Below are 18,345 nucleotides of genomic sequence, written 5' to 3'. Positions count from 1 at the left end.
ATGAGAAAATGTATTGCCATCCTTGCCCTTGCATTAGTTTGGGGCTGTAAGGAAGAACCAAAAGAAAAGGATATTGCCGCAAATCTAAAGACCTACACCATCAAACAGATGATGGACAATGAGACCGTTTTTGGGGGAAGTTTTTCGCCCGATAAATCAAAGTTGTTGATTTCCAGTAACCGATCTGGAATCTACAATATGTACGCCCTATCCATTGCCACGGGAGACCCTATACCGGTAACCGCTTCGGACAGTTCTTCGGTATTTGCCATTTCCTATTTTCCAAAGGATGAGCGCATGTTGTTTCGAATGGACAACAATGGGAACGAAATCTTTCATATTTATTTGCGCGATACCGATGGAAACCATAAAGATTTGACCCCAGACGACGGGGCACGGACCAATTTTTACGGTTGGGCCAAGGACGATCAGAGCTTTTTCTTCACTTCCAACAAAAGGGATAAGAGATACATGGACCTGTATGAGATGGATCTGGAAAACTTTAAACCCACTATGCTGTACCAAAATGACGAGGGGTATAGTTTGGGTGGACTTTCAAATGATAAAAACTACCTGCCTTTGAGCAAGGCCATCAACACCAATGACAGCGATCTGTTTTTATACAATCTTAAGGATAAATCCCTCGTAAAAATCAACAAAAATCAAAGTGCCAATAGCAGCCAAGATTTTTCGAACGACGGTAAATCGTTCTACTACACTACCGATGACAACGCAGAATTTGCCTATCTGATGCGTTATGACATCGCGGAAAAAGCGTATGAGAAGGATATGGAACGCAACTGGGACATCGCGGGCAGCTATTTTACGGAAACCGGAAAATATCAGGTCACCTATATCAATGAGGACGCTAAAAATGTAATCGAGGTCAAGGACATGGCAAGTGGTGAAAACATCGATCTTCCGGCCCTGGACAACCAAAGTATTACCAATGTAAGTTTCTCCGATGATGAAAAGACCGTGCGCTTCTTTGCAGGTGGTTCGCACACCCCCTCCAATCTGTATCTGTATGGATTGGAAAACGAGGTCATATTACAATTGACCGATGTACTCAACGATGAGATTGAAGGGGAGCATTTGGTGACCGCCGAAGTCATACGTTATAAATCCTTTGATGGATTGGAAATTCCGGCCATCTATTACAAACCACACCAGGCTTCGGAAGAAAACAAAGTACCGGCGCTCGTATGGGTTCATGGAGGGCCCGGCGGACAATCGCGCCAGAATTTTAATTCCCTGATCCAATACATGGTGAACCACGGTTATGCCGTACTGGCCGTAAACAACCGGGGAAGTAGCGGTTATGGAAAGACCTTTTATCAGATGGACGACCTCAACCATGGCGACAAAGACCTCAAGGATTGTGTGGAAGGAAAGAATTGGTTGACCCAACAACCGGAGATCGATGCAGGAAAAATAGGGATTATTGGAGGTTCGTACGGCGGCTATATGACCATGGCGGCCCTGACCTATACCCCTGAAGAATTTGCCGTTGGGGTAAATATCTTTGGTGTAACCAACTGGATCAGGACCTTGAGAAGCATTCCACCGTGGTGGGAATCCTTCAAGGACGCCCTATACAAGGAATTGGGGGACCCCAACAGCGCCGATTCCGTGCGTTTGCGAAAGATATCGCCCTTGTTCCATACCGATAAGGTGACCAAGCCTTTGATCGTATTGCAGGGAGCGCAAGATCCCAGGGTGCTCCAGGTAGAATCCGATGAAATCGTAGCCGGGGTGAAGAAAAACGGCGTCCCCGTGGAATATGTCCTTTTCGAGGATGAAGGCCATGGTTTTGTAAAGAAAGAAAACCAAATAGAGGCGTATAGCAAAATATTGCAGTTTTTGGATGTGCATTTAAAACAGGACAAGGGCACGCCCATCCAGGATGGAGAGGCCATAGAAATGGATTCGGATACCTAAACCATAACCCTAATTATATTTTATGAAGAAAATAATATTGCTGTTGATGCTCTGCTTCCTGGGCCGGGGACTGGCCCAGGAAACCGGGGAGAACAGCTTTGGGGCCTGGTATATGTATTTTGGCACCAATAAGATTTCCAAGGCGTTCAGTATCCATTCCGAGGCCCAGTTCCGATTCTATGAAAGTACCGGCAACTTTAACCAGTTGCTGTTGCGAACAGGATTAAATTATCATATAGACCCCAATAGCATTGTGACCTTTGGGTATGGGTATATCGATACAGATCCCACTTTTGAGGATTCCCCCGCCGGTGTAATTTCCGCTCCGGGCGATAAGCTTGTGGAACACAGGATCTTTGAACAGTTGATCCTCAAGAACAAAGTAGGCGAATTTTTGTTTGAACACCGGTATCGTTTGGAACAGCGGTTCCTAAACAACAAGGACCTTTCCCAGACCGATACCCAGCACAGGGCGCGGTACCGATTGCAAGTGACCTTGCCACTTACCGATACCTTTTTCATCAACGTCTATGACGAGGTATTCCTCAACCTGCAGGATGACATTTTTGGACAGAACCGATTGTACGCCGCACTGGGGGTACACCTTACGCACAATAGCAGTATACAGTTGGGCTACCTTAAAAACCACTTCAATTCAGTGAATTTTGACCGTTTGCAGATAGGAGTGTTTTTTAATCCCGACTTAAGGAGGACTAAAGCAAAGCAATAATCATGAATCTTCAGAAAGTCACATTTAAAAATAAGGAAGGACAAGCGTTGGTGGGCAGGTTGGAACTGCCCGTAGACCAGCATCCGCATAATTTTGCCCTTTTTGCACACTGTTTTACCTGCAATAAAAACCTATTGGCCGTAAAGAACATCGGTAAGGCCCTAACGTCCAATGGTTTTGGGGTACTCCGTTTCGACTTTACCGGCCTTGGGGAAAGCAGTGGCGATTTTGCGGATACCAATTTTTCCGGAAATGTGGACGATCTGGTAGCAGCAGCCGATTATTTGAAAGAAAATTATGCGGCACCAAGCTTGATTATTGGGCACTCCCTGGGTGGGGCGGCGGTTATTTTTGCAGCTCAGCAAATCCCTTCCATCAAGGCGGTAGCGACTGTGGGGGCACCTTCTAACCCGGTTCATGTAAAACACTTGCTCAGAAGCGGGTTGGATGAAATTGAGGCCAACGGCAAGGCCGTGGTAAATCTTAGCGGGCGGGATTTTACGATCAAAAAACAGTTTCTGGACGATCTGGAAACCAAATCACTTCCCGAGACGGTAAAACAATTGAGAAAACCCTTGTTGATCATGCATTCGCCCCAGGATGATACGGTGGGCATAAAAAACGCTGAGGAAATCTATGTGGCCGCGCACCATCCCAAAAGCTTTGTATCCCTGGACGGGGCCGACCATCTCTTGATGGACAAAAGGGATTCTACCTATGTAGGGGAAGTCGTAGCAGGTTGGGCAAAAAGATATGTGGAACTCACAGCGAACAACGGCATAAAGACCAAACACCAAGTGGCCGCAAGTTTGGATGCCGATGACGGTTTTACCACCCAGATGAAGTTGGGAAAACATTATATGACGGCCGATGAGCCCCTGGAATTTGGAGGAAATGATTTTGGTCCTTCGCCCTATGAGTTGGTATCCGCCGGACTTTCCGCCTGCACGGCAATGACCATTCAGATGTATGCCAAAAGAAAGGGATGGCCCATAGAAAATGTGGAGGTCCATACCTCATATGGCAAGGACCATGCCGTAGATTGTGAAGCCTGTGAAATGCCCGAAGCAAAAATAGACACCTTCAATAGGGAAATAAAGTTGACCGGGGATTTGGATGGGAAGCAGAAGCAGCGGGTCATGGAAATTGCCGATAAATGTCCCGTGCACAAAACCCTGCATAGCCAGACCCAGATCATCAGTAAGTTAATTTACTAATGGAAAGCCCCATTTTTGAGGTAACGCTTAGCGGTATACATTCTCTGGTAATACCGGAAAACATAGTGCGACCTTTTTTGGAAAAGGGACATAAAAGGGTACGGGTACGGGCAAGCTTTGATGGTAGGGATATTATCTTCCATGGGGCGCTCCAAAAATGGAGGGGTCAATATGTTTTAACGTTCGGAAAAAGCAATCAAAAGGCTTTGGGCATTTTTCCCAATGATTATTTTCAGTTGCAATTTTTTGAAGACACCTCCAAGTACGGGGTGGAGATACCCGAAGAGTTGGATGCGGTCTTGCTGAGCGACTACGAAGCCTATAAAATTTTTGAATCGCTGACCGATGGTAAAAAGCGAGGCCTTATTTATATGATCGCTCGGTATAAGACTCCACAGACCCGCATTGACAAATCGCTCCTACTCTGTGAAAATCTAAAACGCGGTATTCGCGATGCGAAGGAATTGCTAAAATCCGGATCGCTGCCCTAAGCTAGGCAAAACAAGGCCAAGTAGGTCCTGCTCCACTAATGATCGCTGGTCAGCATCCACTGGATGCCGAACCTATCGGTAAGCATACCGAATTTTCCGCCCCAAAAAGCGTCGGCAAAGGGCATAATTGCTTTACCTCCGTCAAGCAGACCATTGAACAGCGTTTCCGCCTTGCCCGCATCGTTCACATTGATCGTAAGACTGGCGTGGTTGCCCTGGGCAAAATGCTCCTCTAAAGTATCGGAAGCCATTAAGGTGCACCCTTCAAATTCCAGGGTACAGTGCATGATCAGGTTATTTGCGCTTTCCGGAACCTGCATGACCCCGGCTGGGGCCTCGGAGAATCGCATCAAGGAGGTAAATTCCCCGTTCAGCACGGCTTTGTAAAAGTTCATGGCCTCCTCACAATTGCCATTAAAGGTCAAATAGGGATTAAATCTCATTTTTTTGATTTTTAAAGTGAATTCGTTTGATATCTTATGTAGAAAAAGCGGATCAACTCACCTGTAAGGAAGCGTGTACCGCAATTAACCACTTGCCTGAGATCGGATTTCGCTGAAATACGCTTTCATAGGCTCAAAATAGTGCCTCACCCAGCCTTGTTTTACATGTACTTCCTGATCAGGAACGTTGCTATGGGTCAGGGTAAGCAGGGTTCCTTCCGCATGAGGGCTTAGAACAACCTCTATTTTGGAATCTTCGTCAGCAGTCTCAAATCCAGTGGTTCGCCAGGATTGCACAATTTTTTTACCGGGTATCAACTGCAAATTTTTACCCCATAGATAGGCGTCGTGGACTGCAAAGGGCTTGTCCACCTCATCGTGCACAATAGCCTTGCCGCCTCCTGTCATGGCCGAATGCCCATCAGGGTCCAACCAGGCCATATATATGACTTCGGGCGATGCGGGAATCACTTCGGAAATGGTAAAGGTATGTTTCATTTTTTAGTTCCGGAATGCCTAGTTTAAAGCGTAGCATTCCCATTAGTGTATTCTATTCCCTTAAGATACCACTTACTGCCAAAATATCAAATAGAAATTATCGGAATCATTTTGTTTTACCGTTGACCGTCCTTAAAATATTACGTAACTTTAGTTTCAACTTAAAATAGAATACCATGAAAAAAATAAGTCTATGGGCTTTGGGCCTTGTTTTGCTCCTATCCTATAACTGCAAACAAGCAAAAAAGGAAGCTTCCGAAGCGGAAACCATTGTTGAGGAAATCGAGGAAGAGGTAAAAACGGAGGTCATAAGCTTCACCATGGAACCTAAAAGTGAGAGCACGGTTACCGGGGAAGTCACCTTTAGACAAGATAACAATACGGTGACCATGATCGCCAAATTGACCGGACTAACGGAAGGTGAGCATGCCATTCATATCCACGAAAAGGCAGATTGCTCCTCCGCGGACGGAAAATCCACTGGCGGGCACTGGAACCCTACTTTTCAACCCCATGCCAAATGGGGTGCCGAAGGCGGCTATCACAAAGGGGACATTGGAAACTTCACGGCAGACTCGGAAGGCAATGCCACAGTGGAGTTTTCTACCGAAGAATGGTGCCTGGGGTGCGATGACGAAACCATGAATGTTCTGGGCAAAGCTGTCATTGTACATCAGGGCGTGGACGATTTTACCTCACAGCCCAGTGGTGCTGCCGGAGCCCGGGTAAGTTGTACAGGCATTATCCGGTAAATTCATCGAAAATTTATTAAAAAGCTGTTCTTAGGACAGCTTTTTATATATCTTAATTGTCCCCAAAACCCCCGAACATGGAACTAGACTCCTTGATTACCCTTTTTCAAAAGAAAGACCTAACGGCTTTTGAAAAATTGTATGAAATGTACTCCAAAAACATTTGCGGTGTCATCAATACCATTGTTCGGGATACAGAACTGGCCGAAGAAATCTGTCAAGATGTATTCCTGAAGATTTGGAACCAATCCGAAAGTTACGATGTTTCAAAAGGGCGTTTTTTTACCTGGATACTGAACATTGCCAGAAACGCGGCTATCGATGAAGTACGCTCAAAATCCTATAAGCAGGGGAAAAAAAACTTACCCGCCGATTATTTCGTAGGTATCCTTGAAAACAAGGACAATCTAAACCTTAAAGTAGATGCCATAGGCCTCCGAAGCCTGTTGAAAAATTTAAAGGAGCAATGTAAACAATTGATAGAGCTTTTATATTTCAAGGGGTATACCCAAAAAGAGGCCGCAGAGACCCTGGATATCCCACTAGGAACGATAAAAACAAGAAATAGAAGCTGTATTTCACAGTTAAGGAAAAACATACCCTGATCATATGGACGTTAAAAAATATATAGCATCTGGTATTTTGGAACTTTACGTGGCCGGGACGCTTTCGGAAGAGGAAAACGCGCAGATTCACGGATACGCCAAGGAGTATCCCGAAATACAGCGGGAAATTGAAGCCATTGAGGCGGCCATTCTCGCCTTGGGGGAAGCCTCCTATTCGGGAACCCCGGATTTTTCCAGTCTCAAAGAACATTTGGAGCGACCAAAAAATCCCAAGGTAATTTCGCTATCAGGGAATTGGGCCAAATGGAAAGTATATTCGGGCTGGGCCGCGGCCGCGGTTTTTGCCATCGGATTCTTCTGGTCCTACATTGAAAATGGAAGATTACAGTCCAAAATGGATTTTGTGAATCAAGAGAACCAAGTTATGGAACAGCAAATTCTGGAAGCCCGAAATGCTGTTTCGGACACAGAGAAATTGCTCAACACCTTGAGGAACAAAGATATAAATGTGGTATCCCTTGACGGGCAGGAAGCTTCGCCAAACGCCTACGCCAAAGCGTATTGGAACAAAAAGGAACAGAAAGTATTTATAGATGCCCTTGGCTTACCGGAACCTCCCAAGGGAATGGTGTACCAGGTCTGGTCCTTGAAATTGAATCCATTGACCCCTACCAATCTGGGTCTGCTCAAGGATTTTAGTACCCACGAAAATAAGGTGTTCACGCTTTTAAATCCTAATGAGTCCGAGGCCTTTGGCATCACCTTGGAACCCGAGGGCGGCAGTGAAAGCCCTACCCTGGAACGGCTGTACACCCTGGGTGCCATTGCCTCCTAAAGGAAATAAGAACGGAATGGGAAATGGGAGCTATCTTATTTTCTCATTTTAAGTTGCTTCTGTAGGGATCTATGTGCCATAAACACTCTGAATCCTAAAAAAATCATGGTAGAAATCCACAGAAAAAAAAGAAAGTATTCCATAACAGTCGCGATTTGGGTTGATCTAAAGAAACATTTTTTATCATGTTTCTATTCTTTATGCTGCAATACTTAGATGCTCAAAGCAGTTACATAACTGTATTTGAACGGTAATAATATACATTTCGTCTTAGTTTTCCTAAAAAAAAAGTTAAAAATCGATGAATCACCATGGCAAAATGCCATGGCGATCATCAAAATCTAACCTCAAACAAAAAACAAACCTTTCTTTTTACGCCTGGATTTTGGGCCGGGAAACCTATAAAAATTGCCCTTTCTTAAAGGTTAATTATGCGATTTTCCATCAGGGGGCCCAACTCATAAACCGCGCCCATGAGTTCTTTCTTAAGTTCCTTGACCTTGGTTTCCTTGCCCATTTCCTTGTACACTTCGGCCATGTGGTACAGCGCCATGGGCTCATAGGTACGGCCTTCCACATGTGCCATGATCAGTTGCAGCGCTTTTTGGCCATCCCCATTTCTAAAATGGCTATAGGCCAACAAATCATAGGTTTCGGGCGTAGGCCGGTTTTGTACTTCCCGCTCTGCCAGGGCAATGGCCCTATCGTACGCTTTGTGTTCATCCAGGTAGAGGCTTACATTGTGGGCGTTGTACATTTCCCCGTAGGCCGGGAGTTTAACCGTTTCAAAATACTGGTCCAGGTTAAGTTGTTTTTCTTTTTCATTGCCCATATATTCCGCAATCTCCGCTTTAAACAAATAATAATCAGGGGCTTTATGGTGCCTAGTAATAGCATTTAGAATACGGCTTGCCTCTTTGGGCTTTCTCTCGAACGAAAAAACAATCCAAGCGATTCCCTTTTTGGCATAGGCGTTACCAGGGTCTAGCTCCAAAGCCCTTAGATACTGGGTATAGGACTCCCGAACATTACCAGCATGGCCATAATAATCCCCCAAGTTGGTATAGCACCACAACCTAAGGTCATCGTTTTTTGAAGCTTCGGCCTTGGTTTTGGCCATCTCCATAAACCGAAGGGTCGTTGCCAGATCGCCTAGATGATCGTTCCATTTAGCGGCGCGGATCAGGTAGCCAAAATCGGAAGTATTGCGAATAGAATTCAATGCGTGTTCCGCTTGGTCATAGTCGCCCAACTCCATATGTAGATCAAAGAGCAAACCTTGCGTTTCTTTGGCACCACTCCCCATCGCCTGTGCCTTTTGGGCCCATTCCAGGGCTTCCCTAAACCGGTGTTGGGAGATATAATTTCTCGCCAGGGCCCTGTAATAATCGGCTTTGCCCACCGCTGCAATAGTACAGGCCCTTTTCAATGCCTGCTCGGCTTGCTGCAAATAGGCAATATCCCCAGTGGCCTGAAAATAGTTATTGTACTGACCGGCCACGATCCCGAAACTGGTCAGTTGCATGCTGTCCGGTTTAATTTTGGAATTCCACAGTTCAAAGTATTTTGAGGTGGTCTTTGGAGCCGGGCTATCGAGGTATCGATCATAGTCCGCCGCCCGGGTTACGACCATATCGCTCCCCTGCTTTTCGGTACAGGAAAGCGAAAAGATCAAAACGATGAAAATCAAAGTATACTTCATGTTGTTAATTTTAGGTGATTAAAGTGATTACCAATGAATAGGAGGCCGTTGGATGGTACGGAGCTGTCTGTTCGAGCGCCCGCCTCCCAAAGTCTCGTACGGAGGGCAGGCCGTGCCCGAGGCAGGCGGGCAGTCGAGAACTGCTCAGAGGAGTAATCTCGAGGACAACTCTTCTGCACTCGATGTGACATTTCCAGTTTTAGGTTCTTTCCAACAGCCCGCTATCCTCTTTTTCATAGAAAAAATCTTATTCAGGTGCTCCAATGTATGGAAAGGTATCGGAGAACTGCGCCGTAAGGCTTACCCCATCGGAAGTGAGCCTCGGTAAATCGGCCATACCATCATTGTCCAGGTCCTGCCCGCTAAAGCGGTCGCCTTCCATCCCTCCGAAAAAGAGGATCAGGGAGACATCGATGATATCATCTCCCAATGTTCTTCCGGTCAGTGCCACCTCGTCCCCATCCGGCACCAGAATCCTGCCATCGTTGTCAAAATCGGTCCCAGGATCAAAATAGGTAGTGCGTGCGTCCGGGGCCACGTCCAGGGCATCGGCAGCCAGCGCGGTGGTCAAGGCGGTTGCGCTTAGGCCCAGAATGTTGTTCTCGTAATTTACCACTGTAGGATCCAGTCCCAGGAGTCCAGCGTACACATCGTGGTACTGCTCTAAACGCGCCTCGAAGGCGGCTTGAAAGGCGGCCGCCATCTCCGAAGGGATGGTCACATTATGTGCATCCTTTACACTGGGTTGCCCGTCCATATCAAAGCTCAGTGTTGTATTGATACCGGGGCGGCCCATATGATCTACCTGGGCAAAAGTACCCGTAAAATCCAAGGCCATCATGCAGGGATCACAGGAACCCCCGCAGTCTACTCCGGTTTCGTCCCCGTTCATCATACCATCCATGCAACTGGCCTCTACCATCATATCGGGTGTATCGTCATCTTCTTTGCAAGCCACCAAAAGGGTAAGGCCTAAGATGGGTAAAAACAAATATTTTAAGGTCTGTCGTTTCATATTCTTTTTTTTGATGTGTTTATTGTTTTCTGTTCGTGGTCACCCAGGTCTTATAGACAGGGATTCCCAAAATATTAGTGGACGAGGGGGTACCCAATTCGCTATTGGGAATTTCTAGGACGATGGACAATGTATTGGCACCATCAAAGGTATCCTCTGCTTCCCCAACCGTCTTGAATCCTCCGGGAGCCATCCCCCCAGCTACCGCGTTAAATTGGAAAAAATCGAAATAGAAGGGATCCTGCCGTGGTCCGGCAAAGAGCGAGATACCGGAATTTGTGGTCTCCACAATGGCCGTGCTGCCCGATATTTCCACATCCCCAAGAGGGAAATCGATGAGCACCTCACTGCTCAATCCCGTTTGCAGGGGTGCTACCGGGCCAAAGAAATACATTCGGCCATTTCTGGGAACGGCCTGTATGACCAGATCCTCCACCAAATCGCCATCGGTATCAATATTGATTTCGGTCAAAATGTCCTCATCAAAGGTACCGTACGCTAGCTCGGGCAAGACATTGGACTGCACATCTACCACAAAAACGGTATTATCCGATCCCTCGGAAGGTTCAAAGGCAAAGAAGTCGGCAATATCTGCCGTGGTCCCCATGGACGATGGAGCGTCGATATGGTCTGCAGCAACGAGTACCAAGCCTGCCATACCAAGGGCAACAAGGCCCCCAACAATTTTTTTGTTTTTCATTGTAAAGTTATTTTTAATTAGAATCGCCCTTACCTACGGAACTTTAGAAGGGTGGGTTTGGTCAGATTTGTTAAAATATTGTTAAGGGAGTGACATCTCTGTGGTAAATCCAGGTCGGCTATGAGAAAAGTCCTATAATTTGCTTTATTTTGGGGTTCTAAATCCTAGGCATATGAACCCTTCCGCATCGGGTTGGATCCAAAAATTTGGGCATCTTGTCAAGGATGACCTTGATAAATTCGCAAATTTTCAGGCCCTGTACGATGGATTGAAAAAGACCGGTTTCGTATACGGCATCAATGTTGAGACCCTGCCCTTTGTCACCTCCGAACTTAAGCTGTCCGAGGACGAGAAGGCCAAGATAAACCTTCTCAGTGCACTCTACTTTACCTACACTTTTAAGGAAGGGCAAACGGATTTCGATGCTTTTTTGGATCGAATATTCCGGTTTTATCAAGATTTGGAACTGGGCAATATTTCCTTTCTCAACAAAATACTGGCAGGGAGCAAGACCTCGGCCCAGCTCGAAAAATTGATCGATTCAAGGATTTTCCTAGAGGACAACGTCATCAGCAAGACCTTTAACGGTGTCATCACCAACTCCCTCCTGTTCATAGACGTACTTACCTTCCACAAGTACCTGCAAAACGAAGCGGGCATAAAGAAATACGCCCAGGACCTGGAGTACATCACCATTAACATCACCTATCACGCCTTAAATTCGAAGGAAAAGAACAAAAGTGACGAGAAGTTGGCCAAATTATTTGCCGCTTCGCTGACTTTTGTGGATGATCAGCAACAACATTTTGACGGCTCTTACCGTGAAAAATTATTGGGGGTGTTCAATTTTATAGAAAACCAGTACTTTTTGGATGTGGCCTGCCTGACGGTTTGGGAAGATCATTCTCTCGAATACAAAGAATCCGAATTCATTTTTGGCATCGGAAAGGATCTTGGGTTCAACGAAAATCACATTGCAATTACCTTGGAGGATATTACGCGATTTTTTGCAAAAAATGCGAGTAGAATTCCCTATCTAAAAGACAGCAATCTGGCCCAGCAGTTTTACAACAACATGTCCAAAACAGTCAATAAATTGATTTTGCGGAACAGCAAACGACTGCAAAAAGAGCTATCCGAAAGCAAGGAATTGGTAGCGCTTTTATCCAAATCTACCATCCATGAATTAAACCTGGAGGAGAAGAAAAAAGTACAAAAACAGCTGCTCGATATTTTCAAAAGCATCCCTTCGCTTGCTATTTTTATGCTCCCGGGAGGGGCCGTATTGTTGCCGATCTTTATTAAATTGATTCCCACATTGCTGCCGTCTTCCTTTGACGACAACCGAGTGGACTAAAAAGGGCCAAAAACACCGAAAATTGCGACTATAAGGAAAATTTATAGTTGTTTAATTATTAGGTTATGTAATTGTAGTCCAATTATTTGAACAGTTTTATTCCAACCATAACTTAAAGTCTTTTACGCGCTCCCTACTTACGATGATTTCCTGCTCGTTATAGCGATTTAGCTTAATTTGTAACCTGGAATTGGTGTAGGAAACGATATCTTTTATGTGATTGACATGGATATAAAATTTTCGGCTCACCCTAAAAAACAATTTGGGTTCCAGTTCCGATTCCAAATTTTCCAAAGTAGTATCGAGCAAATAATTCCTGCCGTCGGATGTGGCCGCATAGGTTCCTTTGTTCTCGCTGTAAAAACACTCGATCTCATCAGCGTTCAAAATTTTCAGATGCTGCCCTACCCTAACCGTAAACCTTTTTTTGTATTCACGCTCCAGTGGGTTCACCAATAGCTTCTTGATGTCGTCAAAATCCAACGCTATTTTTTGGGTGGAGGGTTTAAAATTCCGGTATTTGGCCACTGCTTTTTCCAACTCTTCATCGTCAATGGGTTTAAGTAGATAATCAATACTGTTCAGTTTAAATGCCTGTAGGGCATATTCGTCATAGGCCGTGGTAAAAATAATGGCGCTATGTATTTCGATCAAGTCAAAAATCTCAAAGGAAAGTCCGTCCGAAAGTTGAATATCGAGAAAAATCAGGTCGGGATGCTCGTTTTGCTGAAACCAAGCGATGGATTCTTCCACGGAATGCAACATGATGGATACGGAAACGTCCAATTCGGCCAAGAGTCTACTTAATCTTCTGGCCGCAGGTTTTTCGTCCTCAATAATAATTACGTTCATAGGTAAAGATTGATCGGTTCAATTAGATGTTGTATAGCTTTTGTTCCTGTTATTCCTTTTTTTGTCCATCCCCGTCCATGTACTTTTGTATCTGTCGTTCTTCCCACCGCTTTACAAAGGGAGGTTTCAAAAGCTCTTTCAGTGGTTTGGATTTGAACGCAAATACATGTAGTCCGTGAAAAAGCAGCCCCAAACCCCAGAAGATCGGGGTTAATACAATGTTCCATCCCAGCCAGCTACGAAAACTTTCATCGGTCATATCATAATCGGGAAAAAAATCGAACGCATACACTTTAAGAACAATCAGCGCAATGTTCGCAATGATGTATATGGTAAGGTGTCTGTAAAACCCCTTGATACGGGCCACCCGTTTTTGAGCCGCAATATATCTGTCTGAAGGTTGCTGTTCCACTTTTTTACGATTTATTTGTACTTGGTATATTTTTCAGCTTCGTTCTTATCCTTTTCAATATATTTCTGAATTTGTCTTTCCTCCCACCCCTTGCTGAAAAAAGGATTGAAGGAGAATACTTTTACGGCATGGAATACGAGTCCAATGCCCCAAAAAAACCATATGGCAAAGGTGCCAAAGTCCCAAAGCGATTCCCCAAGCGATTCTCCATCGCTCATGTTGCCTACCACCTTGGCAATGGTAATAAAGCTATTTACCGCCAAGTATACGGTGAGGTGTACATAAAACCCCTTGAGTTCCTCTACTCGTTTCTTGGCCTTTTTCAGTTTCTCTGAATCATTCATTTCTTTTAGTTCCATTTGTTTTGTTTTTCATCCTCCTCCATGAACTCCTTGATCTTGCGTTCCTCCCAGTCCCGGCCCATAAACGGATTCAGGTTAAAAAGCTTTAGGGCCTTAAAGATCAGGCCTATACTGACGCCAAATACCACCCATAAAAACCAAGGGTTACGCCATTCATCTACATAGTAATTTACACCTGCCACCAAAGCGATAACCAAGAGGGAAGAGAAAATGCTTCCATAAAATTTTTTAATGGCCTCTACACGTTCTTTGGCCTTTAGGTACTTGTTGTCTTTGTTGATATCTTTCATAGGTTGGTTTTTTAATTGATCTACTTAGAAACGGTCATCTTCCATAAGTTCCTTGATTTTCCTGGCCTCCCATCCCCTTCCAAGAATGGGGTTATAGCCATAGGCTTCCATTCCGTGCATCAGGAGCCCGAAGCCCCATCCCAAAATGGGAAAGATGACCCAGGGAAAGCTCGTTGTCCGGTAATTGACGTAGGCCAGCACCGGTATCACGATACAATAGGCCAATACATTGGTGTAGAACGATTTGATCTTGGCCACCTTTTCTTTGGCCCTGCTGTATTTATCCTTGTTCTCAAAGCATTCCATCCTGTATAATCTTTAGGGTGTTTGTTTTATTTCTATACCTCAAAATTCGGAAGTAAGGAGTTTATTTCTAAATGTAAACTACCCAATTGTCTTTTTTTGGCGATGGATCGTATGCGATTAGAACGTATCATCGTCCATGTACTTCCGTATCTTGCGTTCCTCCCAGTTTTTCCCGAAAAGGGGATTATAACCAAAGGCTTCCATACCGTGCATCAGCAGCCCGAATCCCCATCCAAAAACGGGAAATATGATCCATGGGAAGCTGGTAGTGCTATAATTTAAGAAGGCAAGCAAGGGGATTACTATGCAGTAGGCGGTAAGATTGCCATAGAATCCTTTTATGGCCTCTACCCGCTCCTTTGCCTTTTGATACCGCTTATCATCGATATAGCTTTGGGGCGTTTCCATTATTGCTATTTTCTTGGTTAACATGGGTAGTTGCACACTAAAATCCCTTCCTTTCTTTGCAATACCCACTTTCCTATCGGTAAGGATACCATACCGTTGTTGGATGTTCTGAAGTCCTACCCCACTGCTCTTTTTGACTACCTGCTTCTCTTGTAGGTTATTGGTTACCGTAAGAAAGCCATCCTGCTCAAAGACCCTAATGTGCAAGGGTTTTGCAGGGGTAACTACATTGTGCTTTACCGCATTCTCCAAGAGAAGTTGCAAAGAAAGGGGTACGATCTTGGCCTCGGGATCGCTAGATTGTTCCGGAACCTCAAAAACGATGCTATCCTCGAACCTCATCTTTAGGAGTCGCACATAGGTTTTGGCAAACTGCAGTTCCTCATCTACGGAGACCAGGTCCTTGTTTTTTTGTTCCAATACATAGCGATAGACCTTGGAAAGGGAGGTGGTGAATTTCTGGGCCTGATCCGTGTCCTCTTCTATAAGACTTGTCAAAACGTTTAAGCTATTGAACAAAAAGTGCGGATCTAGTTGGTTTTTTAGGGCATCGAACTTGGCCGAAGCGGTACCGGCAATAATCTTTTGTTCCTTGACCTTCTTGTCCTGAAGGGACCGGTAAAAGTAGACCGCATGAAAGAAAACAGAAATGACAATGGTAATCAACAGGGAGCTGACATAGTATATGGCGCGTTCACCCGCAACAAATTCCTCCCAGCTTTCACCTTCAAAACCCATTTCCGTAACGATACGGATCCAAAAAATGCCCAACATGGTCAGCACTATGCTCCCCAAGGCACCGATGAGAAGCCTGAATTTTGCATATTTTTTCCACACCACCCTATGGTTCAGATAATCAAAAAAGGCGCCATTGATAAGTGTCAATACCACCGCATAGAGCATGTTGTAGCCAATTTGTACCAAGAGAGACCGATCAAAACCGATCGGCTCCCCTGACAACAAGGCAATGCCTATAAATATAAAGGACAAAATTGCGCCTATAAGCACGCCAATTGCCAAAGTCTTTGCCCAATATCTTATCATTTGTGTTGTGTTATTATCGCTAGCCAAAGAAAACAATCCTAGTTCTGGCAGCTTTTAAAGACCATCTCCGCGCGGTCTTTGCCCCAGTTTGGATGAAAGTCCGTTTCTGGTTTAAAGGTAGCAAAAAGTTCCAAGGAGCGCTCCACTTCCTTACAGTACGGGGCGGTATCCTGTCCAAAATATCTGGCAGAACCCATATCCCATTCTGCCCTGGAAAAAACCACTCTGGGATTTTTGGGATCCAGTTCCGCCGCCTTTTGGTAGATGGTCACTACTTTCGCAGAAAACATCGGTCCGTAAGTAGCACCATCAAAGGCCACCCATGCGGTATAGATCATGGCCTGTTGCACCAAAATCTCTGAATTATCGGGTGAAATGGCCTTGGCCAAATCCAACAATTCCTGGGCCTTATCCAATTGTTGGGTGAGCTTCTCCTTGTCCTTTTCGCCAAAAGAGGAGATCGTATTTACCTGAGCGGCATAGTATAACGGCAACCAATTGTCCAATTCCACACTGCTAATGCGTTCAAACATATTGCCTGCTTCCACTGTTTTGCCCTCGCCCCAAAGCTGAAAGGCCTTTTGCATGCCTTTGGTGTACTGGTCTTGTGCGAAGGACAAACCTCCAATCAAAAAAGCGGTAATTAAGATCATTTTTTTCATTTGTATTGTTTTAAAGGGTTATTTGCTGCAAATCTGAAGGGAAAGCAGGCAATAAAGAAAAAAGAGCGACCCAACTGTGGATATCAGGGGACAGACTGTAAAAAAGGAGGGCAAAAATGGACGGAGACAGAACGTATAAGATATTTCCCTCTTGTAAGGGAGGAATAAATTTCATAACATTTTGGGCGTAAAATGTTAAAATTTAGATAATTATGGCTATATTGAAATGATTTTTGCAGACCGGTTCACTTCCCCCGAGCACCATACTGCAGATGGTTGCTGCCCCTCTTTGTTAGATGACGTTATTGTATGGGTCCGTTGGTCCACCACGGAGGCTGTCCTTTGGGGTAAACGCAACACGTCGTATAGCTCGATTGTTAACTATCTAATATATAAACACTATGAGAACACTAAAAACAGTGCTATTGCTGGCCTGTGCCCTTTTTTCTACCGCTTTTCTTATCCAAGCTCAAGAAGACAGCACAACACAAGCCTATTGGGTACATGAAGACCAGGTGCGGCCTTCGATGGTAATGGAATACGAAAAAGCGGCCAAGGAACTGGCTGCCAATTGCAAGGAACACAACATCCAAGGGCTCAGCTGGATTACTTCCTCTACCATGGACTTCCGGTATTTCTACATTACACCCATTAGTTCCATGGCCGATATCACCTATGACGGATTTGGGCCATTACAGGAAAAAATGGGGGAGGAAGCCTTTAACAAAATGTTCAGTGACATGGACAAATGTTATGATGCCCATGGAAATTACGTACTTCTTTTGGACAAGGAACTTTCCTATATGCCCGATGGTATTACCCAAACTACCGAGGGCGAGGATTACCGAAAGTTTTACTATTTGACCACCACTCCGGAGCATTTGGGCGCCATGACCAAGGCTTTTAAAGGCGTCAAGGATATGTATGAACAAAAGGGTTCCAAAATGCACTATAGGGTGTACCGAAGCGGTTTTGGAAACATGGACACTTACTTTATGGTAGCCTTGTCCGACAAGGACGGTATCTCCTTCGAAACTCGAAGCGCTGAAAATGATACCCTTTTGGGCGAGGATGCAGCGGCCGTTTTTGGGGAAGTCATGAAATATGCCACAGGTATAGAGCAAATTACAGGACGTATGCGGCCCGATCTGGCCTATTCCCCCAAAGAAGAACAATAACCAGACCTGTTGCAGCTAGCTGCAATGATTTTTTACTAACCAACACCTATACATTATGAAAAAAGTAAGTTTACTGGGACTGGCCATGCTCCTGTTTGTGGCCTGTCAGCAAAAAGGACCGGCCCGCTACGCCACCACAGGCGCCGAAATAGATGCGGTCAAATCCCTGGTAGAAGACTACCACAAAGGAAACTGGGAAGGCTGGCTGGGGCATTACGCCGACACCGCCAAATTGCATCACAATACCTCCGAGAAATTTTCACGGCCCCCAAAGGAGGTAATGGAACAGTTAAAGGGTCTTTTGGCGACCACCTCATCCTACGCCTTCGAGGACGACCCCTTCTACGAGATGATCATTGACGACAAGGGAGAGACCTGGGTGAATTTCTGGGGAAATTGGAAAGGTACCATTGCCGCCAACAATGAAGAATTGGAGATTCCGGTGCACCTTACCCTGCAGTTTGTCAACGGTAAAATCGTGGAAGAGCATGCCTATTATAACCTATCCGAATATATGGCCATGATGCGGGAAATAGAAGCGGCCAATGCTGCAGAAGAAGAAGCTGACGAATAATTAATAACAC

The 18,345-nt window shown here is 45.1% G+C and carries 22 protein-coding genes; 10 read left to right on the top strand and 12 right to left on the bottom strand.

Annotated elements, in window-relative coordinates; translation table 11 throughout:
* Genes ACRD67_RS14515 through ACRD67_RS14500 form a run of 4 tightly spaced genes read left to right on the top strand, consistent with a single transcriptional unit; the run spans position 1 to position 4,379 of the window.
* Positions 1 to 1,941 carry a S9 family peptidase gene (locus tag ACRD67_RS14515; protein ID WP_430967930.1) on the top strand — a complete coding sequence of 647 codons (1,941 nt, stop codon included), beginning with the start codon at positions 1 to 3 and terminating at the stop codon, positions 1,939 to 1,941.
* 22 nt (positions 1,942 to 1,963) lie between these two features.
* Positions 1,964 to 2,671 (top strand): DUF2490 domain-containing protein, encoded by a 708-nt coding sequence (locus tag ACRD67_RS14510; protein ID WP_430967929.1) that lies wholly within the window; start codon positions 1,964 to 1,966, stop codon positions 2,669 to 2,671.
* Positions 2,672 to 2,673: 2 nt separating this feature from the next.
* Complete coding sequence (locus ACRD67_RS14505) at positions 2,674 to 3,888, top strand: bifunctional alpha/beta hydrolase/OsmC family protein (protein WP_430967928.1); 1,215 nt, start codon at positions 2,674 to 2,676, stop codon at positions 3,886 to 3,888.
* Positions 3,888 to 4,379 carry a YdeI/OmpD-associated family protein gene (locus tag ACRD67_RS14500; protein ID WP_430967927.1) on the top strand — a complete coding sequence of 164 codons (492 nt, stop codon included), beginning with the start codon at positions 3,888 to 3,890 and terminating at the stop codon, positions 4,377 to 4,379. The genes ACRD67_RS14505 and ACRD67_RS14500 overlap by 1 nt, the downstream gene beginning before the upstream one ends.
* Before the next feature lie 35 nt (positions 4,380 to 4,414).
* Here the strand turns inward: ACRD67_RS14500 and ACRD67_RS14495 are convergent, their stop codons facing one another.
* Positions 4,415 to 4,822: a VOC family protein gene (locus ACRD67_RS14495; protein WP_430967926.1), complete on the bottom strand. Its 408-nt coding sequence runs from the start codon at positions 4,820 to 4,822 to the stop codon at positions 4,415 to 4,417.
* Positions 4,823 to 4,906: 84 nt separating this feature from the next.
* Entirely contained in the window at positions 4,907 to 5,320 is a 414-nt protein-coding gene (locus ACRD67_RS14490) for an SRPBCC domain-containing protein (protein WP_430967925.1), read from the bottom strand.
* A gap of 176 nt (positions 5,321 to 5,496) precedes the next feature.
* Here ACRD67_RS14490 and ACRD67_RS14485 point away from each other — a divergent pair, with 176 nt between their 5' ends.
* The 3 genes from ACRD67_RS14485 (at position 5,497) to ACRD67_RS14475 (ending at position 7,473) form a co-directional block, all read left to right on the top strand.
* A complete protein-coding gene (locus ACRD67_RS14485) occupies positions 5,497 to 6,072 on the top strand; it encodes a superoxide dismutase family protein (RefSeq protein WP_430967924.1) in 576 nt (191 codons plus the stop codon).
* A 77-nt stretch (positions 6,073 to 6,149) separates the two neighbouring features.
* Entirely contained in the window at positions 6,150 to 6,677 is a 528-nt protein-coding gene (locus tag ACRD67_RS14480; RefSeq protein ID WP_430967923.1) for an RNA polymerase sigma factor, read from the top strand.
* Between the two features lie 4 nt (positions 6,678 to 6,681).
* On the top strand, positions 6,682 to 7,473 hold the full coding sequence (locus ACRD67_RS14475) for an anti-sigma factor (RefSeq protein ID WP_430967922.1): 792 nt from the start codon (positions 6,682 to 6,684) through the stop codon (positions 7,471 to 7,473).
* Positions 7,474 to 7,891: 418 nt separating this feature from the next.
* Here ACRD67_RS14475 and ACRD67_RS14470 read toward each other — a convergent pair whose 3' ends face one another.
* The 3 genes from ACRD67_RS14470 to ACRD67_RS14460 all read right to left on the bottom strand — a co-directional run bounded on the left by ACRD67_RS14470 (position 7,892) and on the right by ACRD67_RS14460 (position 10,890).
* Positions 7,892 to 9,175 carry a tetratricopeptide repeat protein gene (locus tag ACRD67_RS14470; RefSeq protein ID WP_430967921.1) on the bottom strand — a complete coding sequence of 428 codons (1,284 nt, stop codon included), beginning with the start codon at positions 9,173 to 9,175 and terminating at the stop codon, positions 7,892 to 7,894.
* A 247-nt stretch (positions 9,176 to 9,422) separates the two neighbouring features.
* The gene (locus ACRD67_RS14465; protein ID WP_430967920.1) at positions 9,423 to 10,190 is read right to left on the bottom strand and encodes a hypothetical protein; all 768 of its coding nucleotides are present in this window, start codon (positions 10,188 to 10,190) and stop codon (positions 9,423 to 9,425) included.
* 19 nt (positions 10,191 to 10,209) lie between these two features.
* Positions 10,210 to 10,890, bottom strand: coding sequence for a DUF4331 family protein (locus tag ACRD67_RS14460; RefSeq protein ID WP_430967919.1), 681 nt, complete (start codon positions 10,888 to 10,890; stop codon positions 10,210 to 10,212).
* A gap of 172 nt (positions 10,891 to 11,062) precedes the next feature.
* On the opposite strand from ACRD67_RS14460, the gene ACRD67_RS14455 reads away from it, so the two are divergent.
* Positions 11,063 to 12,247, top strand: a complete 1,185-nt coding sequence (locus tag ACRD67_RS14455) for an LETM1-related biofilm-associated protein (protein WP_430967918.1) — start codon at positions 11,063 to 11,065, stop codon at positions 12,245 to 12,247.
* Between the two features lie 96 nt (positions 12,248 to 12,343).
* Here ACRD67_RS14455 and ACRD67_RS14450 read toward each other — a convergent pair whose 3' ends face one another.
* From ACRD67_RS14450 to ACRD67_RS14420, 7 genes are all read right to left on the bottom strand, one after another.
* On the bottom strand, positions 12,344 to 13,099 hold the full coding sequence (locus ACRD67_RS14450; protein ID WP_430967917.1) for a LytR/AlgR family response regulator transcription factor: 756 nt from the start codon (positions 13,097 to 13,099) through the stop codon (positions 12,344 to 12,346).
* Positions 13,100 to 13,148: 49 nt separating this feature from the next.
* Entirely contained in the window at positions 13,149 to 13,511 is a 363-nt protein-coding gene (locus tag ACRD67_RS14445; protein WP_430967916.1) for a 2TM domain-containing protein, read from the bottom strand.
* A gap of 11 nt (positions 13,512 to 13,522) precedes the next feature.
* A complete protein-coding gene (locus ACRD67_RS14440) occupies positions 13,523 to 13,870 on the bottom strand; it encodes a 2TM domain-containing protein (RefSeq protein WP_430967915.1) in 348 nt (115 codons plus the stop codon).
* Positions 13,861 to 14,163 (bottom strand): 2TM domain-containing protein, encoded by a 303-nt coding sequence (locus ACRD67_RS14435; RefSeq protein ID WP_430967914.1) that lies wholly within the window; start codon positions 14,161 to 14,163, stop codon positions 13,861 to 13,863. The genes ACRD67_RS14440 and ACRD67_RS14435 overlap by 10 nt, the downstream gene beginning before the upstream one ends.
* A gap of 24 nt (positions 14,164 to 14,187) precedes the next feature.
* On the bottom strand, positions 14,188 to 14,469 hold the full coding sequence (locus tag ACRD67_RS14430) for a 2TM domain-containing protein (RefSeq protein WP_430967913.1): 282 nt from the start codon (positions 14,467 to 14,469) through the stop codon (positions 14,188 to 14,190).
* A 117-nt stretch (positions 14,470 to 14,586) separates the two neighbouring features.
* The gene (locus ACRD67_RS14425) at positions 14,587 to 15,918 is read right to left on the bottom strand and encodes a 2TM domain-containing protein (protein ID WP_430968049.1); all 1,332 of its coding nucleotides are present in this window, start codon (positions 15,916 to 15,918) and stop codon (positions 14,587 to 14,589) included.
* Positions 15,919 to 15,959: 41 nt separating this feature from the next.
* Positions 15,960 to 16,583 carry a tetratricopeptide repeat protein gene (locus ACRD67_RS14420; protein WP_430967912.1) on the bottom strand — a complete coding sequence of 208 codons (624 nt, stop codon included), beginning with the start codon at positions 16,581 to 16,583 and terminating at the stop codon, positions 15,960 to 15,962.
* Positions 16,584 to 16,984: 401 nt separating this feature from the next.
* On the opposite strand from ACRD67_RS14420, the gene ACRD67_RS14415 reads away from it, so the two are divergent.
* Complete coding sequence (locus ACRD67_RS14415) at positions 16,985 to 17,761, top strand: hypothetical protein (RefSeq protein ID WP_430967911.1); 777 nt, start codon at positions 16,985 to 16,987, stop codon at positions 17,759 to 17,761.
* Positions 17,762 to 17,816: 55 nt separating this feature from the next.
* Positions 17,817 to 18,335 carry a nuclear transport factor 2 family protein gene (locus ACRD67_RS14410; RefSeq protein WP_430967910.1) on the top strand — a complete coding sequence of 173 codons (519 nt, stop codon included), beginning with the start codon at positions 17,817 to 17,819 and terminating at the stop codon, positions 18,333 to 18,335.
* The last annotated feature ends 10 nt before the right edge of the window (positions 18,336 to 18,345 follow it).

Origin of the sequence: Eudoraea algarum, from assembly GCF_050589645.1 — a bacterium.
Classification (GTDB): domain Bacteria; phylum Bacteroidota; class Bacteroidia; order Flavobacteriales; family Flavobacteriaceae; genus JBNGOQ01.
The sequence above is the reverse complement of the archived record's forward strand: the minus strand, read 5'-3'. Positions and strand labels throughout refer to the sequence as shown.

Coding starts and splice junctions, on each gene's coding strand:
- ACRD67_RS14450 (WP_430967917.1), bottom strand. CDS start 13,099: ATGAACGTAATTATTATTGAGGACGAAAAACCTGCGGCCAGAAGATTA.
- ACRD67_RS14435 (WP_430967914.1), bottom strand. CDS start 14,163: ATGAAAGATATCAACAAAGACAACAAGTACCTAAAGGCCAAAGAACGT.
- ACRD67_RS14500 (WP_430967927.1), top strand. CDS start 3,888: ATGGAAAGCCCCATTTTTGAGGTAACGCTTAGCGGTATACATTCTCTG.
- ACRD67_RS14480 (WP_430967923.1), top strand. CDS start 6,150: ATGGAACTAGACTCCTTGATTACCCTTTTTCAAAAGAAAGACCTAACG.
- ACRD67_RS14475 (WP_430967922.1), top strand. CDS start 6,682: ATGGACGTTAAAAAATATATAGCATCTGGTATTTTGGAACTTTACGTG.
- ACRD67_RS14465 (WP_430967920.1), bottom strand. CDS start 10,190: ATGAAACGACAGACCTTAAAATATTTGTTTTTACCCATCTTAGGCCTT.
- ACRD67_RS14415 (WP_430967911.1), top strand. CDS start 16,985: ATGAGAACACTAAAAACAGTGCTATTGCTGGCCTGTGCCCTTTTTTCT.
- ACRD67_RS14430 (WP_430967913.1), bottom strand. CDS start 14,469: ATGGAATGCTTTGAGAACAAGGATAAATACAGCAGGGCCAAAGAAAAG.
- ACRD67_RS14410 (WP_430967910.1), top strand. CDS start 17,817: ATGAAAAAAGTAAGTTTACTGGGACTGGCCATGCTCCTGTTTGTGGCC.
- ACRD67_RS14495 (WP_430967926.1), bottom strand. CDS start 4,822: ATGAGATTTAATCCCTATTTGACCTTTAATGGCAATTGTGAGGAGGCC.
- ACRD67_RS14420 (WP_430967912.1), bottom strand. CDS start 16,583: ATGAAAAAAATGATCTTAATTACCGCTTTTTTGATTGGAGGTTTGTCC.
- ACRD67_RS14455 (WP_430967918.1), top strand. CDS start 11,063: ATGAACCCTTCCGCATCGGGTTGGATCCAAAAATTTGGGCATCTTGTC.
- ACRD67_RS14440 (WP_430967915.1), bottom strand. CDS start 13,870: ATGGAACTAAAAGAAATGAATGATTCAGAGAAACTGAAAAAGGCCAAG.
- ACRD67_RS14470 (WP_430967921.1), bottom strand. CDS start 9,175: ATGAAGTATACTTTGATTTTCATCGTTTTGATCTTTTCGCTTTCCTGT.
- ACRD67_RS14460 (WP_430967919.1), bottom strand. CDS start 10,890: ATGAAAAACAAAAAAATTGTTGGGGGCCTTGTTGCCCTTGGTATGGCA.
- ACRD67_RS14505 (WP_430967928.1), top strand. CDS start 2,674: ATGAATCTTCAGAAAGTCACATTTAAAAATAAGGAAGGACAAGCGTTG.
- ACRD67_RS14515 (WP_430967930.1), top strand. CDS start 1: ATGAGAAAATGTATTGCCATCCTTGCCCTTGCATTAGTTTGGGGCTGT.
- ACRD67_RS14485 (WP_430967924.1), top strand. CDS start 5,497: ATGAAAAAAATAAGTCTATGGGCTTTGGGCCTTGTTTTGCTCCTATCC.
- ACRD67_RS14510 (WP_430967929.1), top strand. CDS start 1,964: ATGAAGAAAATAATATTGCTGTTGATGCTCTGCTTCCTGGGCCGGGGA.
- ACRD67_RS14490 (WP_430967925.1), bottom strand. CDS start 5,320: ATGAAACATACCTTTACCATTTCCGAAGTGATTCCCGCATCGCCCGAA.